Origin of the sequence: Desulfatibacillum alkenivorans DSM 16219 (assembly GCF_900142135.1) — a bacterium.
Lineage (GTDB): Bacteria > Desulfobacterota > Desulfobacteria > Desulfobacterales > Desulfatibacillaceae > Desulfatibacillum > Desulfatibacillum alkenivorans.
Map to the genome: position 1 here is coordinate 65,443 of NZ_FQZU01000007.1, position 16,870 is coordinate 82,312.

The window sequence follows — 16,870 nt, forward strand, 5'->3', positions numbered from 1 at the left end:
AATTTGAATATCCTATCCCCCCATAAGCTAACGGCGGCGCGTCGCCGATTCCGCCTCCGTCTTGGCCTTTTTCAGATATTCCCCGGCCAGCCCATGCTTCCCCTCCTGCTCGAGCAGCCGGGCCGCTTCCATGTATCCTTTCCATTTTTCGTCAAAGGACGAAGCAATATAAGCCTCCAGATAACTCTCAGCCTTTTCATCCCGGCCCAGATCCCTGGCAATGAGGAACATGAGAACGAGAATGTCCCGGGCGTCAGCCTTGAAGCCCATGGCCCTCAAAGCGTGGGACTCCGCCTCTGCCGAACGCCCCAACCCATAGGCGCACATGGCCGCCTTTTTGCGAAACACATAACAGTCGTATCCCGCCTGGACAGCTCGCTCCAGAGCGTTTAGCGCTGTCTCCCAGTCTTTCCGGGCCATGGCCTGATCCGCTATGGAATTCAAGGCCAACGGATTATTGGGATCGAGCTTTTGGGCCCGATCAAGGACTTGCTTCACCTTGTCCGGCCGGCCCGCCAGGGACTCGGCCAGGAAATACACGCCGATGGAGCTTTTAGGATGGGCCTGGACGAACGACGCGGCTTCAGCGTGCATTCGCTCCAAAGAGGCTCTGGATATTTTCTCCAAAGCCGGCATTTGCATTCTCAAGGCCGACATTCGCCCAACAAACCGGATTTCTTCATTAAAGCAATGATATCCCTGCTTTTCCCCTCCCAGGAATATGAGCGTGGGAATCAAGACGATAATCCCTACGGCCGCCGCCGGGCCTCTTACGCTTAAGATTCGGGCCCATTTGTCCGAAAGCGAACCAGATAGGACTATGGAAACAATCAGGCACGGGGTCGCCCACCAGAAATTGTTCCATGGCTCCCTGGCGTTGATGAGCGTCGTAATGAGCCCTGTTGTGGAAAAGACGATGAGCAGCAGCGCAAAGCGCCGGTCCTTAACGAATTTTAGGGAAAAAAGCACAGCCGCCAAATACAGGACCCCGGGCGCAAGTGCACAGGTTGTGCGGAAAGGAAAAAAATACGCATTGCCGCCTTCCAGGGCGACTCGATAGGGGTCGGGAAAGGTCATGAGCAAATCGCCCAGATACAACAAAAGCAGCCTGGGAGAGAGCCCAATGCCTGACGCCAGGGTTTCGTGCCGTTTGAAGTTAACCCACCCCTGGGACCCATTGTAATATAGGTGGGGAGATATGATTATCAGAAAGACGGCGAGCCCGGCCCAGGTCAGGGGGCTTGCGAGGATCTTCCTGCCATGGCCGAAAAACAGTGCGTAAAGCGCCATGGGTAACAAAACCATAACCGCGGGCTCGTAAAACATGTAGCCGATTCCGCCGGCCGCTCCCAAAAAAAGAAAGTCCCGGGGCTTTTCTTTTTCCACGGCGCGAAAGAAGAAAAGCAGCATCCATGGGACAAAAGCATACCCGGCCTGCTCCACGGTCAAGGGCGCCCAGGCGACCATAAAACGGTCCACGGAGGCTATGGCCAAGGCGAAAAGGCCGGCCCGGGTTCCGAACAATTCTTTGGCAAGGGCGAATATTCCAGCCAGCCCCAGCAGGGAGACGGCGATGAAAAACAGCCGGGCGGCAAAAAAACGGCCCATGCCCAGGGCAAGGCCCATGCTCAGGAGGTAATCCGCGAATAAGGGATGGGAGGTCAAACGGCTGCCCAACGGAAAGCCCCCGGACCCAGACTGCTGGGTGAAAAATCCGCTGATCACCCGAAGATGGCCCATTTCATCAAAGTTCAGCGGCAGGCCCCAGGCGTAGAACGCCCGCAAACATAGGGCTGCAGCCGCAAGGACCGCCGGGATCAGGATTTGCTTGTGAGGAAGGGACCAAGGCCGAGTCATGCCTTTTGTATATATTACGTGCACTTAAAAGACAAGATATGGTATGATTCCCTATGCATAATTTTGGGATCCCATAAACCGCAATGATTAGGCGCCGGAAGGCCAGCGTGCATCGAAAGGCTTTAAATATGAAGATTATTCGCTCAAAGCAGCCCAAATACCCTACATTATTAAAATTTGCGTTTAGCGGAGAAAACGGGGAGATTCCCGATTTCAAGGCCAAGGAAGGCGAGGTCGTTGTTCGCTACGAGCAAGGCTACACAAGCGTCTATTGCGGATTGGGCGAAAGGAAGGACATGGCGCCGTACAAGGCCCGGTCCGCCGCCGCCGAGGGCGTGCGCCAGGTGCGCAAGCTGGAGCGCATCGGATTGTCAGTCATCCTGCCCCAGGAGACGCCGGACAAATCCGCCGTGGACGTGGCCTGCGTGGAAGGGCTTTTTTTAGGCGCCTATGAGTACACGGAGTATAAAAGCGAAAAGCCCAAGGAACTGCGAACATGCCAGCTTGTGGGAGTCAAGGCGCCCAACAAGAAGATCAACGACGCAATCGCCGCATGCCAGGCAGCCTGCTACTCCCGGGACCTTATTAACGATAACGCGGACAATATTTTCCCGGAAAGGCTGGCGGACGAAGCCCGGCAGATTTGCCGCCAGGACGGCTTTTCCCTGACCGTGCTTACGGAACAAATGATGGAGAAAAAAGGCCTGGGCCTGATTCACGCCGTGGGCCGGGCCTCCACCCGGCCTCCCCGTTTGGTGGTTATGCAGTATAAAGGGGCGCCGGACAAGCAGGAGAAAATCGCCATTGTAGGCAAGGGAATCACCTTTGACAGCGGCGGGCAGAACCTCAAACCCACGGGCTCCATCGAAACCATGCGGGACGACATGTCCGGGGCTGCAGCCGTATTGGGCGTTATGAAAGCCCTGGCCGAAATCAAGCCCGCCGTCAACGTGATCGGCGTGCTGGCGGCCGCCCACAACGCCATTGGCGGCGCTGCGTTTTTTCCCGGCGACGTGTACAAATCCTATTTGGGCAAGACCGTGGAAATCGGCAATACCGACGCCGAAGGGCGGCTGGTTTTGGCCGACGCCATAGCCTATTGCGAGAAAAACTATCGGCCCACGGAAATCATCGACATCGCCACGCTCACGGGGGGCGTGATCATCGCCCTGGGAACCACGGTCGCCGGCCTGTTCTCCCATGACGACGCCATGGCCGAGCGCCTGTTCCAGGCCGGAGAGGAAACCCGCGAACGCCTGTGGCGCTTTCCTTTGTACAAAGAATATTACGAAGCCATGAAGAGCGAGCGGGCCGACCTGTGCAACACGGCCAAACATAAAAAAGGCTGGGCCAGCTCCCCCACGGGCGCGGCTTTTATAGGAGAATTCGTCTCCGACGCTGCATGGGCCCACCTGGACATCGCCGGAACGGCCTATAACGAGGGCGGAGCAAAGGGCGAAGTCCCCAAATTCGGAACAGGATTCGGCGTCAGGCTGCTGCTCAACTATCTGGGAGTGATTTAGAAAAAAGGAAAGAACGTGTCCTGCGATTATAAAGAATACAGACAAGTTGACATTGGAACCGCAAAGGTAAACTATCTGGAATATCCCGGCAACGGCCCCAGCCTGATTATGCTGCACGCCACGGGCTTTTTGCCCTGGGTATGGCATCCCGTGGCCCGGGGCCTTTCCTGCGACTATGACGTGACCGCCCCGTTTTTCTGCAAGCATCGGGAGCCCAATATGGAAAACGGCGGCATTGGATGGAAGAACCTGGCCCAGGATCTGGTCAAGCTGATGGACGTTTTAAAGATCAAGCGCCCCTATTATCTGGTGGGCCATTCCATGGGCGGCGCCGTGGCGACCCTGGCGACCGCCTTGCTCGGCCTGCAGCCTGAGGCCATGGTGTTGATCGAGCCCATCATCCTGCCGGAACAGTTTTACGGATTCAGCCCCACCGTGGAGCAGCACCCTCTGGCCTCCAAGTCCATCAAAAGACGAAACCATTGGGAGGACCGTCAAGAAGCAAGGGAATACCTGCTTTCCAAAAAGTTTTTTGCAAGCTGGGATCCCGAGGTGCTGGAGATCTATCTTCAATACGGCATTGTGGAAAACTCGGGCGGCCTGACCCTGGCCTGCCAGCCGGACAAGGAGGCGGCCCTTTTTCTGGGCAGTTCCCAGGAAAACCCCTGGCCGGTTCTCTCCAGGGTGCAGTGCCCGGTTTTGGTGTTGGAAGGGGAAACCACCGAAAATAAGGGGATTATTCCCTTTGAGGAGGCGGCTGCGGCCATGCCCAATGGCGAATTTCAAATCGTGAAAGGCGCCGGCCACCTGATTCCCATGGAAAGGCCGCGCAAGACCCAAGCATTGATAAAGGATTTTTTTGAGTCATTGTAACCCCCCGGAAAAGGAGGTTGGATGAACAGGAAATGGTTGCCCGGCTTACTGGATGCGGGCCGGCTTTATCAGAAGCCCAAACCCTGGATGATGCGCATGGGCCTGGACGGACTTAAGGGCCTGTTCCATGTCTTTAACCTGCCCGTGATCCGGCGGTTTCACCCCTGGATGCAGGAATCCAACACCAATATGTATTGGATTCCCGTAAACCAGGAATTGGAGCGGGAGCCGGACGTGCCTTTGCCCTACGAGGTGGTGGAGCACTTCATTGAAAAGTCATCCACACGGGTTGTCATGGATTTTTGCGGCTGCAGGGCGGCCCATAAGTGCGAGCGTTTTCCCGCGGATATAGGCTGCCTGATGATGGGGGACGACGCCGTAAAAATTCCGCCGGAGTTCTCCCGCATGGTGGATAAGGAAGAGGCTCGGGCTCATTTGCAAAAGGCCGTGGACGCCGGCCTGCCGCCCTTTATCGGCAAAGCGCGCATCGATAATTTCATTTTCGGCGTGCCGGACAACAGCCGGTTGCTGACGGTCTGTTTTTGCTGCGACTGCTGCTGCGTCACGGATCTTTTGAAGCACATCCCGCACGAGGAGCGGCAAGCCATCGTGCATCCTTTGGAAGGCCTGGAAATTCATGTGGATCAGGAGGCCTGCATCGGATGCGGCAAGTGCGCGGAGCATTGCTTTATTGAGGCTGTATCCCTGGACTCCGGCAAGGCGTTCATTTCAGAGGAATGCCGGGGGTGCTGCCGGTGCGTTTCCGTGTGCCCGGCCAACGCCATAAAAATTCGTTTGAATAACCCGGACTTTGTCCGGCAGGCGGTTAAAAGTATTGAGTCAAGCGTTCGAATGGATTAATGCTTTCTATAGGATCAGGAAATTTTGGGGAGGGGGAAGGTCTGGAACACATTTTGGTGAAAGGACGCCCTGATTGAAACTTGAAGACACACACGCCCGCGTGGCTGAGCTGGAGCATCAGTTGGACCTCAGCCTCACGCAGTGGCAGACCACGTTTGACGCCATTACGGATTGGGTTTGCATCATCGATCTGAATTTTCGGATTTTGAGATCCAACCGGTCCTGTGCGGAAATTCTCGGCCTGGACCCGAGAAACGTCGTGGGGAGGACCTGTTACGAAATGGTTCACGGCACCATGGCGCATATCGCAGGCTGCCCCATCCCGAAAATGATGGAATCCGGAAAGCGAGGAGAATCCGAACTGCATTTGCCTGACGGACGCTGGATTATGGTCACCGCCGACCCTTTGTTCGATGATCGTAGGCTTATCACCGGCGCAGTGCACATGGTTCGGGACATCACCAAAAGGAAGCTCATAGAAACAGCGCTCCAGGAAAACCAGGAGCGTCTCAGGCTGGCCTCCGAAGCTGCGAACCTTGGGCTGTGGGACTGGAGGCTGGATTTGAACCGCCTTTTTCCCAATGAGATATTCATGGAAATTTCCGGCTTGTCCCTGGATGACGCCAACTTTTTTACAGCCGAAAAGTGGCTGAGCAGAGTCCATCCCGAAGAAAGAGGCGCCGTAAGAAGAGCGCTTGAAGAGCATTTGAACGGAACGTCTCCCAAAGCCTTCATTGAATGCCGAATCAAGCATCCGGAAAAGGGCTGGATCTGGTTGTCCGGCCTGGGGCAGGTGATAGAAAGGAACCGCAGGGGAGAAGCCATTCGCATGGTGGGCGTGCATCGGGACGTCACCGAGCAGGTTTTGGCCAGCAGGGAAAAGGAAAACCTGATCAACAAGCTGGAAAGGGCTCTGGCTGACGTCAAAACCCTCAGCGGCATGCTGCCCATTTGCTCCCAATGCAAAAAAATCCGGGACGACCAAGGCTATTGGAGCACCATAGAAAGCTATATTCAGCAGCACTCCCTGGCCCAGTTCAGCCATAGCATTTGCCCGGATTGCGCAAAAAAATATTACCCGGACCTTAAGATCTATTAATCAGGCGTTGCAAAAGGACGCGTGGCTCATGGAGGAGGCGTTGGAGCAGGAAAACACGGAAAATGTGTCCATTCTTATTGGGGAGGCCCAGCTTATCCTGGCCGAAAAACGCACTTCCCTGGCGGTGTTGAGGTCCGGCGTGGCGGTCCTGGCCCTTCCCATCACGGTCCTCAGCTTTTTAATCGCCACTTCCAAGTATTACGACATTTTTAGCGTCCTGCACTTTGTCATCCCTTTGTTTTGCATCCTTGGAGCGCTCACCGTGATTGGAATCTACCTCATCGCCCGGTCCGTAATCCGCATGCAGCATTATGACAAGCTCCTGAAAAAGATTAAGGCCAAAAGCAACGCCATTTCCGAGTTGATCGACTAGCCGGGGCGCCGCCGCCGTTCGCCGCAGTGGAGAATCACCTTGACAAAAAAACCCTCAGGGCTTTAAATATCCCTGAAAATTGGCGTTACGGTTCCAGGGAAAGCGGTGCAAATCCGCTGCGGACCCGCCACTGTGAGAGAGGACGAAAGCCGCACAAGCCACTGTTCTATGACGCCCTCCACGGCAAGTCAGGAGGCGTCTCATGAGAAAAGCGCAGGAATGCGCCGGGTTATTTACCCGCTCATGGAAAAGAATGGGAAGGCGCGGCCGGTAGAATGATTCTCGAGCCAGGAGACCTGCCGTAACTTTTTCCGGACTCCGGAAAGCCTTCGGGTGTAAGGCAGGCTGCATTTGCGTGCAGCCTTCATATTCAGGGACTTTATCGGCCCCGCCTGTTTCCCGACAGGCGGGGCTTTTTTTATTTGGGACGCATTATGAAACGCAAACTAAATATATTACTCGGTGCGATCTTCGCTCTCATCCTTGCTTCGGCGGCTCAGGCCGGGCCCTACGCTCCGGCGGCCGGAGAGGACGGCTCCACGGCGGTCTCCATGGACGACGCCTCCATCAAGGGATGGGCCACAGGCTATACCAATCTTGTCTATGGAGAGTTCGTGGACTCCACCTGGAAAACACCGGAGAAAGCCCTGGGCGCTGCAACAGGCGAGTACACGGATATCGTGAGCCTGGGCCGGGGAGGACGAATCACCTTGACCTTTTCGCCCGCGGTCGTCACAAACGGGGAAGGCTTTGACTTCGCCATTTTCGAGAACAGCACCATCCCCGGATTTTTTGAACTGGCCTATGTGGAAGTCTCCTCCGACGGCGTCAACTTCGTCCGGCTCCCCAACGACTCCCTGACGGCGGGGCCGGTGGGCGCTTATGAGAACTCCATGGACCCCACGAACATAGACGGCTTGGCGGGCAAGTACATCGTCGGGTACGGAACCCCCTTTGACCTGGACTCCGTATTGACTTCCACCGCCGTGACTTCCGGAACCGTGGACTTGAGCTCCATCAAATACGTACGCCTTGTTGACATTGTTGGCGATGGAACTTATTTGGACTCTTCAGCAGATGTGATTTACGATCCCTACGCCACCATCGGCAGCGCCGGGTTCGACCTGGAAGCGGCGGGCTATATGAATTATTTTGTTGGAGGCGATCTGAACCTGGACGACAAGCTGGATATGACCGACGCCGTTTTGGCCCTCCAAACCCTGGCCGGGGCGCCGGCATCCGTATCCCTCTCTCATGACGCCGACGGCAAAATCACCTTGGCGGACGTCCTATTCGCCCTTTCCCGCCTTGCCGAACAATAGGACCCCGTTGCGGGGCGCAAGGCTTCCCTGCCCATTTTTGGGGGGAGGGGCCGAATGCCAGCGGCATGATCTGGTTGGGGGCCTTATTCCAAAAGAGTGATGATGAATCCGCGGTTGGAAAACTGGCCTGACAGGGGCACGATTTTCATGTCGTAGGTTTTGGCGCCGATTTTCACGCCTTGCATGGATTGAGCGCTGTTCTCCGAAAGGGCTTGATCCAGAAGCATGGCGGCCTGGGAGGGCAGGACGCCGCGCATGGGGTTGTCCACATGCAGTTCGATGCCGTCTTCCCTCAGGTCCTCGGCTTTGCGGTTAATAAGCACCACGGAGCCGTCCGGGTCCATGCCGATGATGGGCAGGGGGATGTCCGCCAGGATGGCGTGGGAGACTTCCAGGGCCTGGTTTCGGAACTCCAGCTCCTGGGTTCTTTCCCAGACCAGTTGCTCCAGCCTTTCGTTGATTTGGGAAAGCTCCTGATTATGCCTGATAACCTGTTCGTGCAGCACCTTGTTGGCCCGGATAAGCTCCCAATGCTGCAGGGCGGCGCGGATTTCCAGCTTGAGGTTTTCATCGTCCCACGGCTTGAAGAAAAATTTGTAGATGTGGCCTTTGTTGATGGCTTCCGTAATGGTTTTGATTTCCGAATAGCCGGAGAGAACGATGCGGATGGTTTCGGGATACAGGTCTCTGACCCGCGACATAAGCTCGGTCCCGCTCATGCCCGGCATTCTTTGATCGCAGACAATGAGCTGAACCTCATTATTTGCCAGGATGCTAAGAGCCTCGTCCCCGCTTGTCGCAGTCAACACCTGGTACGGCTCCCTGCGCAAAAGCCGTTTTAAGGAATTGAGGATGTTGACTTCATCATCCACGCAAAGAACGGTATGTTGAATTTCTTCCATGACAGCTATTATTCCTCCATGAAAAAGGAGTAGGCTTCCTGAATTTGAGGCTCCACCTCGGGAAACCAGACGTCAACCGTATTGAGGTGTTTCGCCACCAGGGGTTCCACCGAGGGATGCACTTTCAGGGGCCATTTATGCCCCATAAAATCGCCCAGGTATCCGTTAACAATGATATTGGCCGCATGAACCATCTTCAGCCTATCCATGTCCGGGGCGCTGCCGGACATGGTGTGGTGGCTTTTTATAACCCCGACCAGGCCTTCGGGAAGCCGCCATTTTTTGGCAAGGGCGCCGCCCACCATTGCATGGCTTGCACTGACGAATTCCCTCTCCGCCACGGAGAAGGAGTTCTGGTTTGCGTCCATGGACGCCGCGATCTTCTCCATGGTTCCATAAAAGTACTGGAGCAGGACCAGCTTGCCCACGTCATGAAGCAGCCCTCCCACGAAGCAGTCGTCCGGGGCGGCGATTTTTGTTTGCTTGGACAGGTGTTGGCTGAGCACGGCCACGGCCAGGGAGTGTTTCCAAAGAAGCCATGCGTTTAGGCCGTTTTCATTGCTTTTACCGGGTTTGAAGCACTCCACGACGGACAGGGACAGCACCGCATTGCGCACCGTGTTTATTCCCAAGATAACGGCCGCATGCTGCAAGGTTTCCACCTTTTTCCGCAGGCCGAAAAAGGCGGAGTTCGCCATTTTCAGGATTTTAAGGACAATAGCCTGATCCTTCCCCAAGGCATCGCTGATGTCCTTCATGGATGCCTTGCCCTCGGCGACCATCTGATTGAATTTGATGGCTGCTACAGGCAGGGTGGGAAGATCATGAATTTTGTCCAGATCTTTCAGAATATCCTGTTTCGGCAATTGTTGGTTCCTTTCCTTCCTCTTTCATAGATTATGATTCGGCGTTTTTTTTAGTTGATCAGAACATGGATCGGTCCCAAGCCCGCTCTTTCCGCAATTTTTTTCAGCCGGTCAATATACCCTTGGGAAAGCTCCGTGTCGTAAGGCAGCAAATACTGCCCCTTGGCCGAATAAATGGCGCGCGACAGGACCATGCCCGGTTTTAACTGATCGATGCCGACCTCCTTTTCCCTGGCGCCGGCAGTCCCCTTTTGGGCCAGGCAGGACAGAAAGGCGTCCACCGCCTGGGCGTCGAAGATGATATCGGAGTTTTTCCTGATATATTGAATCGCTGACTTTTCTAGCAAGAGCTGCTGGCTCATGGCCTTGGCCTCAGGGTGCAGTTTTTTAAAATCCGCAACAGCCTCGCTGTGCAGCCTTTCCACATACAAGATCGTATCGTAGGCATTGGCCACGGCGATGATTTTCGATCCCAAAGGAATGGTAAAGCGATCCAGGCCGTCGGGAAATCCCTTTCCGTCGCAGCGTTCATGATGCGACCGGATCAACACCCCCACGTGGTCCAGCTTGCCTATAAGGCGCACCATGGCCTGCGCTTCGGCCGGATGCTGGAGGTATCTTTCCTGATCCTTCTGGGACCATTGATTGGCCGGGGAGATGCCTTCCTTTTTGGAAAGATCCAGTCTTGCCATGTCATGAAGCAGGGCGGCGATTTCTATGTTGGCGATCTCATTTTGCTCCAGGCCCATTTCCATAGCCATGTCCCTGGCCATGGCGCTTACCCGTCTGCCATGCCCTGCAAGGATCGGCGCCTGCATTTGAAGCAGGGAGGCGAAAGAGCGCACCGTATTGTGAAAGGAGGACTCCAGTTCCTTGTTCAGTTCGGAAAGCTGAAGGTTCTTTTGCTCAATCTCTTTGGTGCGCTCCGCAACTTTAGCTTCCAGACCATGGTTCAACTCTTTCAACTTGGCGTTCTGCCTGGCGGTCAGAGCAAGCAGCCTTTTGTTCTCCATGGTCAGTTCGAACTGCTCCAAAGCCTGGCGGACCTGAAGCAACAGGTCGTCGTCCTGCCAGGGCTTGGTGAGATACCGGTGGATGCGCCCCTGGTTTACGGCTTGAACAATGGCGTCCATTTCCGAGTATCCAGTCAAAAGAAACCGAATGGCGTCCGGGACGATTTTCCGGGCTTGGGAAAGAAACTCTGCTCCCGTCATCTCCGGCATTTTTTGGTCCGAGATAATGAGGGAAATCATGGTCTCCCGGTTTTTCAGCATGTCCAGGGCCTGGGGCCCGCTTTGGGCCGTAAGAATATTCAACCCTTCCCTGCGCAGAATGCGCTGGATGGCCCTGGATATTCCCGGCTCGTCGTCCACCAGCATCACGGTGTGCCTGTATTTGGGTTTAGGAGCGTTCATGCGCTTTTCCGATATAAGATTATTCTCCCAGGGCGGCCGCGATTTGCTTTTCAAATTCCTCCGGGTTCACGGGCTTTTCAATGAATCCGGCTATGTTATAGAATTTTAATTCCATGTCGTCTTTCATGCCCGGGTACCCTGAACAGACCACGATGGGCAACTCTTTGTGATTCTTGCGTATCCTGGATATTAGCTCAAGCCCGTGTATCCCGGGCATTTTGATGTCCGTCACCACCAGATCCACTTTCTCCACGTTCAGCAGGTTCATGGCGCGCTCTCCGTGGGAGACGGCGTATACGTTCCAGGGCGAGTGGCGCAGCAGGCGCGAAAAGGACTTGAGGATCTGATTGTCGTCATCCACGATCAGAATGGTTTTCCGGTCCTGTTGGTCCAACTCTTCCTGTCTGAGGGCCAGTTCGGCGGCCTGTTTAAGGTCGGCAGCCAAAAAGAGATTGGCATAAACTGAAATCCTGGCATCCCGTCTTCCAGCCGCCAGGTCGGGCGCAAGCAAAACCACCCGGGTGCGGGGCGCGGAGGTTAGGGTGCGCGCCAGGGCTTCCAGCCAAAGCGTGGATCCGGTTTCGTATTCCAGAATTACGGCTTCATAACTAACGCCCGAGATTTTGAATGTGTCTCTGTCATGTATGATTACGGAAGCCTCAGCATCCAATCCGGCCAACTCCTTTTTTGTTTCAGCGGCCTTTTCCTGGGACGGCATGAGGATATGGACCATCCTGTTTTTCATGATCATTGCTCCGTTCCTTTCGTAAAAGACGGGATTTTTTCTTGCTAACCCTTGGGAAGCAAAATACAGGCCAACGGCGTCTTGGAGGGTGACTATCGCTTGAAATCCCGTAGAAAGGGCAGACCGCAGCATAATTGCCTTTGGGAGGAGGCGAAAAAGGGTCATAATCCTGACATCCGGCATGGTTTTGACGCAAAATGCCTCCTTCAAGTGCGAGAAAGCTCTCTATGTCAGCCGTGTCAGCCGCTTTAAGCCGGAAGGTATGCAATTTGCATATTTCTCCGGACAGTTTGCAGAAACCAAAGCATATTTCCCACGGAACGGAGCAAGTTCATGCGTGTTTTAGTAGCAGACGACGATGATATTGGAAGAATGGTCATAACCAGGCTCTTGAATAAATGGGGGCATGAAACCGTCCCGGCAAAGGACGGTGAAGAGGCCTGGGAGCTGTTTCAAAAGAATCCCGCGCGCATCGTCATTACCGATTGGAGTATGCCGAAACTCAGCGGGTTGGAATTGTGCGACCGCATCCGCAGCAATAAGTTTTCGCGTTATGTATACATAATTATTCTGACTTCCAGAGAAGGCAAGGAAAACACGGTGGAAGCCCTTGGCGCCGGCGCCGACGACTTCATGAGCAAACCCATTGACTCGGCGGAACTGAACGCCAGACTGAGGGTGGGGCTTCGCATTATTCAGTTGGAGGAGGATCAGCAGCAGGCCAGGATCCACCTGCTTCAATCGGAAAAGATGGCCTCCGTGGGCCAGCTTGCGGCAGGGGTGGCCCATGAAATAAACAATCCCACGGGCTTTGTGAGCAGCAACCTGAAAACCTTGGGAGACTATTTTGACGACCTGGCCGGACTCGTAAAAAAATATAAGGATTTCTGCATTAAAATCCATGACGACTCTTCCTGCATCACCCTGCCCTTAAATGACGAGTTGAACGGCATCCTGGAGTATGAGCAGCGGATTGACCTGGACTATATCCTGGAAGATACAAACGACCTTATTCAGGATTGCCGGGACGGTACGGAGCGCATTAAAAAGATCGTCAACGACCTCAAGGATTTCGCCCACCCGGATGAAGATGAAGTCAAGCCGGCTAATATTAACCAGGGGCTTGAGTCCACTCTTAATGTGGTTTGGAACGAAATCAAATACAAAGCCGAAGTGGTTAAGGATTTAGGCGACTTGCCGCTGGTGGACTGCTATCCCCACCGGATCAACCAGGTGTTTATGAATATCCTGGTTAATGCGGCCCAGGCCATTGAAGATAAGGGTGAAATTCATATCCAAACACGGGACCTGGGGCAGGAAGTGGAAATCAAAATCCGGGACACGGGCAAAGGCATTTCCGAAGAACACCTGGCCAAGATCTACGACCCTTTTTTCACCACCAAGGAAGTGGGCAAGGGAACCGGCCTGGGCCTCAACATGGCCTATAACATCATTAACACCCACGGCGGCTCCATAAAATGCGAAAGTGCGATAGGGCGGGGCACGACCTTTATTATCCGGATTCCCATAGCCCGGACCCGGAAAGAGAAATGATACCGCAGTATTATATCTGTATCCCGCCTGCTCGCCGCATTTTGCGCCTTTGGCGCCCCTCCGTTCTTATGCGGCGGCCTATAGAAAAAAGTGGCCTTATGGAAAATGGGCATGGTATCATTGCCACGTGCGAGAATTAGGGGCTCCCGCCAGGGCGCTTGCGCGGCGAGTTACAGATCAAAAGATCTTTTTGCATGCTTTTTCTTGTATTTTACAGCAGGATCAGCCAGTCTTTTTAATCCGAAGCGTCAACGCAAACGCGCCTTAAAAAAAGTGCACCAGCCACCTAAAGACGATTGGGATGACAAATGTTGAGAGTGTTGCATAACTCGATGAGAATGAAAGGGAATTTCTTTTGGATTCTCTTTTGCGCGGCCGTCTTTTTTACGGCGCTTTCTCCGGCTTTAGCAGCCCAGGAGAATGGGAGCGGCGCCGAAAGCCCTGCGTCTTCGGCCATTCAAAACGAGCTGGTCATTGCCCATAACCTGAGCCACCCGCCTTTCAAGTTTGTTGACGAAGACGGTCGATCCCAGGGCCTGATTGTAGATTTGTGGCGTTTGTGGTCGCAAAAAACGGGCGTTCCCGTCCGATTCGCGGGAGCGCCTTTTGAAGAAACCGTGGCCATGGTCCGGGAGGGCGGGGCGCAGGTTAATGCGGGCTTGTTCAGCACGGAAGAGCGCCGGAAGTTCATGGATTTCTCCAATCCCATCCACGGGGTGTCGTATTACATTGTTTATCATAAAAGCATTCTGGGAATAGGAGGGCCGGAGGACCTGAAAGGGTTCAAAGTGGGCGTTCCCGCCGGGGGATACACGGAACAGTTCATGCGAAAGTATCACCCGGGCCTGGACCTTGCTTTGTACAAGGATTATCCGGCCCTGTTCGGCGCCGCTCAAAAAGGGGAGATTCGTGTGTTTATCGCCCCGGTGGAGAATCTCAGAGATTACCTGAAAAAGCATTACTTGACCAATGATTACCGGTTCGCCGCCAACCTGCCCATATTCGTCCGCAACTATCGGGGCGGCATAGCTAAAGGAAACAAGGAGTTGCTTGAAACCATCAACCAGGGCCTTGCGCAGATCACCCCGGAAGAGCGGGGCGAACTGGAGCGCAAATGGCTGGGCTGGACCCGGGTTCGGCCTAAAGACGACGCCCTGGTGATTTCCGTGAGCACGGATTACCAGCCCATGTCTTTCCGGGACCCCTTCGGCCGCCCCGCCGGCATGCTGGTGGACTATTGGAAGCTGTGGGCCGAAACCGTGGGCCAAAAGGTTGTCTTTGACCTGGTTGATTGGGACCAAAGCGTCAGGCTTGTCAAAGACGGAGAGGCGGCTTTTCATTCCGGGCTGTATTCCAGCGAATCGCGCAGGGAATGGATGGATTTTTCCCAGACCATTTACGAGCTGGAGTCCAATCTTTATTACCTGCCCGAAAGCCCCGTCTCCCCGCCGCTGGAAAGCCTGAGAGACGTCTCCATAGGCGTCGTCAAGGGCTCGTATCAGGAGGAATACGCGCTGAACAGCTTAAAGGAAACCTGCACAGCCGTGCCGTTTTCCACCGCCGAAGATATGCTTTACGCCCTGATTCAGGGACGGATAGACGCGTTCATAGACGAGTCCATTGTGGTGGACCTGTTATTAACCAGGGACCGGTTTGCAGGCAAGGTGGTGGGGCACTCCACCCCGTTGTTTTCCAGAAGCCTGAAAGCGGGCGCGGCCAAGGGCGATAAAGACCTGTTGGAATTGATCAACCGGGGCGTTGAGGCCATGCCTAAAGATAAGCTGGAGGTTATTGAAAAACGTTGGATCGTGGATTCCGAAGCCAGGTATTTCGATAAAATAGCCCAGTTGGAAGGCAAATCTTCGGTCTACCTGAGCCCCCTGGAAAAGGCCTGGATCGATGAGCATCCGGTCATTCGGCTGGGTGTGGATCCCGGCTACGAGCCTTTTGAATTTCTCACCGAGGGAGGCAAATATGCAGGCGTGGCCTCCGAGTACGTGGAATTGCTGAACAAACGCCTGGGAACCAATCTCAAGGTGATTCCTTACGATACCTGGAGCGAGGTCATCGTCCAGGCCAAGGCAAAGGGCGTGGACGTCCTGCCGGCCGTCATGAAAACGGAAAGCCGGGACGAATATCTTGTTTTCACAAAGCCTTATCTCAGCTCGCCCGAAATGATTTTCTGCCGGACCGACGCTCCGTTCATCGGCGGCGCGGAAGACCTGACCGGAAAATTCATCGCTCTCAAACGCAACAGCTACATGGAAGACCGGATCAGCGAAAAATATCCCGAACTGAGCCTGGTTTTATACGATACCACGGCCCAGGCCCTGGAGGCCGTGGCCTCGGGCGAGGCGGACGCCTACGTCAACACCCTGGCGCACGGATCGTACGTGATCGCCAAGTACAATATCTCCAATATCAAGGTGGCCGCTCCCATGGACGGGACCGTGGACGGCATTCGCATCGCCGTGCGCAAGGATTGGCCCATATTGCGGGATATCCTGCAAAAGGGGCTGGACTCCATCACCCCGGAGGAGGCGGCCGCCATACGCAGCCGATGGATCACCGTGCGCTTTGAACACGGCAGGGAGGTGCGGACGATTCTCAAATGGGCGGGCGCGGTTCTTGGCGTCATCCTGTGCGTGATGCTGCTGGTCTTTATTTGGAACCGGAGGCTGGCCAAGGAAATTGCGCGCCGGGAGGAAGTGGAGGCGCGTCTGGTTACCGCCAAGGAAAAGGCCGAGTCGGCGGACCGGTTGAAATCGGCCTTTCTGGCCACCATGTCCCACGAACTGCGAACTCCGCTGAACTCCATTATCGGCTTTTCGTCCATCGTGCTTCAGGAGCTTCCCGGCCCTTTGAACAAAGAGCAAAAAAAGCAGATGGGCATGGTGCGAAACAGCGCGCGCCACTTGCTGGCCCTCATAAACGACGTCCTGGACATTTCCAAAATCGAAGCGGACCAGTTAGTCCTGGCGCCTGAAGAATTCGATTTCACGGAGGCCGTCAACGGGGTGGTTCAATCGGTCCGTCCTTTGGCGGAGAAAAAGGGTCTGGAGCTGGAATTGAAGCAGGACGCTTCCGAACTCCGGATTTTTTGCGACAAAAGGCGTATGGAGCAGGTGCTCATCAACCTGGTCAACAACGCCATCAAGTTTACGGAAAAGGGGAGCGTGAGTGTTTTGGTCAGCGGTCCGTCCAATCGCAACCCCCAGGGCGTAGACATGGTGATGATCCAGATTCAGGACACGGGCATCGGCATTCAGCCCGGAGATTTTAGCAAGCTGTTCAAACCGTTCAGGCAAATAGAAACCGGTTTGGATAGAAAATACGAAGGAACCGGTTTGGGGCTTTCCATCTGCAAAAAGTTAGTGGGGCTCATGGGGGGGGAGATAACCGTGGAAAGCGAAATCGGCCACGGATCGCGCTTTACCGTCCGCCTTCCGGTTAACGGGCCCGTTCAACAGGAGGCGTAGC

General features: G+C 54.8%; 13 protein-coding genes and 1 riboswitch. Of the genes, 8 read left to right on the forward strand and 5 right to left on the reverse strand.

From position 1 onward, the window contains the following. Positions 1 to 27 precede the first annotated feature (27 nt). Positions 28 to 1,857: a glycosyltransferase family 39 protein gene (locus tag BUE18_RS08060; protein WP_139264648.1), complete on the reverse strand. Its 1,830-nt coding sequence runs from the start codon at positions 1,855 to 1,857 to the stop codon at positions 28 to 30. Between the two features lie 128 nt (positions 1,858 to 1,985). Here BUE18_RS08060 and BUE18_RS08065 point away from each other — a divergent pair, with 128 nt between their 5' ends. From BUE18_RS08065 to BUE18_RS08090, 6 genes are all read left to right on the forward strand, one after another. Then, positions 1,986 to 3,380 carry a leucyl aminopeptidase family protein gene (locus BUE18_RS08065; protein ID WP_073474705.1) on the forward strand — a complete coding sequence of 465 codons (1,395 nt, stop codon included), beginning with the start codon at positions 1,986 to 1,988 and terminating at the stop codon, positions 3,378 to 3,380. A gap of 15 nt (positions 3,381 to 3,395) precedes the next feature. Then, positions 3,396 to 4,253 carry an alpha/beta fold hydrolase gene (locus tag BUE18_RS08070; RefSeq protein ID WP_073474706.1) on the forward strand — a complete coding sequence of 286 codons (858 nt, stop codon included), beginning with the start codon at positions 3,396 to 3,398 and terminating at the stop codon, positions 4,251 to 4,253. Between the two features lie 21 nt (positions 4,254 to 4,274). Then, positions 4,275 to 5,114 (forward strand): 4Fe-4S binding protein, encoded by an 840-nt coding sequence (locus tag BUE18_RS08075; RefSeq protein ID WP_073474708.1) that lies wholly within the window; start codon positions 4,275 to 4,277, stop codon positions 5,112 to 5,114. A gap of 73 nt (positions 5,115 to 5,187) precedes the next feature. Continuing rightward, positions 5,188 to 6,213: a PAS domain-containing protein gene (locus BUE18_RS08080; protein WP_073474710.1), complete on the forward strand. Its 1,026-nt coding sequence runs from the start codon at positions 5,188 to 5,190 to the stop codon at positions 6,211 to 6,213. A gap of 28 nt (positions 6,214 to 6,241) precedes the next feature. Then, positions 6,242 to 6,586, forward strand: a complete 345-nt coding sequence (locus tag BUE18_RS08085) for a hypothetical protein (RefSeq protein ID WP_073474712.1) — start codon at positions 6,242 to 6,244, stop codon at positions 6,584 to 6,586. A gap of 71 nt (positions 6,587 to 6,657) precedes the next feature. Beyond that, a riboswitch (cobalamin riboswitch) is annotated at positions 6,658 to 6,904 on the forward strand. A 116-nt stretch (positions 6,905 to 7,020) separates the two neighbouring features. Continuing rightward, the gene (locus BUE18_RS08090) at positions 7,021 to 7,908 is read left to right on the forward strand and encodes a hypothetical protein (RefSeq protein ID WP_073474713.1); all 888 of its coding nucleotides are present in this window, start codon (positions 7,021 to 7,023) and stop codon (positions 7,906 to 7,908) included. A gap of 83 nt (positions 7,909 to 7,991) precedes the next feature. Here BUE18_RS08090 and BUE18_RS08095 read toward each other — a convergent pair whose 3' ends face one another. From BUE18_RS08095 to BUE18_RS08110, 4 genes are read right to left on the reverse strand one after another with little or no spacing between them, the layout of a single operon-like run. Beyond that, positions 7,992 to 8,810, reverse strand: coding sequence for a response regulator (locus tag BUE18_RS08095; RefSeq protein WP_073474715.1), 819 nt, complete (start codon positions 8,808 to 8,810; stop codon positions 7,992 to 7,994). An 8-nt stretch (positions 8,811 to 8,818) separates the two neighbouring features. After that, the gene (locus BUE18_RS08100) at positions 8,819 to 9,676 is read right to left on the reverse strand and encodes an HDOD domain-containing protein (RefSeq protein WP_073474717.1); all 858 of its coding nucleotides are present in this window, start codon (positions 9,674 to 9,676) and stop codon (positions 8,819 to 8,821) included. Positions 9,677 to 9,726: 50 nt separating this feature from the next. Then, positions 9,727 to 11,091, reverse strand: a complete 1,365-nt coding sequence (gene nosR / locus BUE18_RS08105) for a response regulator c-di-GMP phosphodiesterase, NosR family (protein ID WP_073474719.1) — start codon at positions 11,089 to 11,091, stop codon at positions 9,727 to 9,729. Between the two features lie 19 nt (positions 11,092 to 11,110). After that, complete coding sequence (locus BUE18_RS08110; RefSeq protein WP_170868300.1) at positions 11,111 to 11,836, reverse strand: response regulator; 726 nt, start codon at positions 11,834 to 11,836, stop codon at positions 11,111 to 11,113. 333 nt (positions 11,837 to 12,169) lie between these two features. Here BUE18_RS08110 and BUE18_RS08115 point away from each other — a divergent pair, with 333 nt between their 5' ends. Together BUE18_RS08115 and BUE18_RS08120 are read left to right on the forward strand one after the other, a co-directional pair. Then, positions 12,170 to 13,390 (forward strand): response regulator, encoded by a 1,221-nt coding sequence (locus BUE18_RS08115; protein WP_073474723.1) that lies wholly within the window; start codon positions 12,170 to 12,172, stop codon positions 13,388 to 13,390. Positions 13,391 to 13,728: 338 nt separating this feature from the next. Further along, on the forward strand, positions 13,729 to 16,869 hold the full coding sequence (locus BUE18_RS08120) for a transporter substrate-binding domain-containing protein (RefSeq protein ID WP_073474725.1): 3,141 nt from the start codon (positions 13,729 to 13,731) through the stop codon (positions 16,867 to 16,869). Position 16,870 lies beyond the last annotated feature (1 nt).

Bases quoted from the DNA above. Each gene is read 5' to 3' on its own strand.
- BUE18_RS08110 (WP_170868300.1), bottom strand. From the start codon at position 11,836: ATGAAAAACAGGATGGTCCATATCCTCATGCCGTCCCAGGAAAAGGCC.
- BUE18_RS08075 (WP_073474708.1), top strand. From the start codon at position 4,275: ATGAACAGGAAATGGTTGCCCGGCTTACTGGATGCGGGCCGGCTTTAT.
- BUE18_RS08060 (WP_139264648.1), bottom strand. From the start codon at position 1,857: ATGACTCGGCCTTGGTCCCTTCCTCACAAGCAAATCCTGATCCCGGCG.
- BUE18_RS08115 (WP_073474723.1), top strand. From the start codon at position 12,170: ATGCGTGTTTTAGTAGCAGACGACGATGATATTGGAAGAATGGTCATA.
- BUE18_RS08085 (WP_073474712.1), top strand. From the start codon at position 6,242: ATGGAGGAGGCGTTGGAGCAGGAAAACACGGAAAATGTGTCCATTCTT.
- BUE18_RS08095 (WP_073474715.1), bottom strand. From the start codon at position 8,810: ATGGAAGAAATTCAACATACCGTTCTTTGCGTGGATGATGAAGTCAAC.
- BUE18_RS08120 (WP_073474725.1), top strand. From the start codon at position 13,729: ATGAAAGGGAATTTCTTTTGGATTCTCTTTTGCGCGGCCGTCTTTTTT.
- BUE18_RS08090 (WP_073474713.1), top strand. From the start codon at position 7,021: ATGAAACGCAAACTAAATATATTACTCGGTGCGATCTTCGCTCTCATC.
- BUE18_RS08065 (WP_073474705.1), top strand. From the start codon at position 1,986: ATGAAGATTATTCGCTCAAAGCAGCCCAAATACCCTACATTATTAAAA.
- nosR (WP_073474719.1), bottom strand. From the start codon at position 11,091: ATGAACGCTCCTAAACCCAAATACAGGCACACCGTGATGCTGGTGGAC.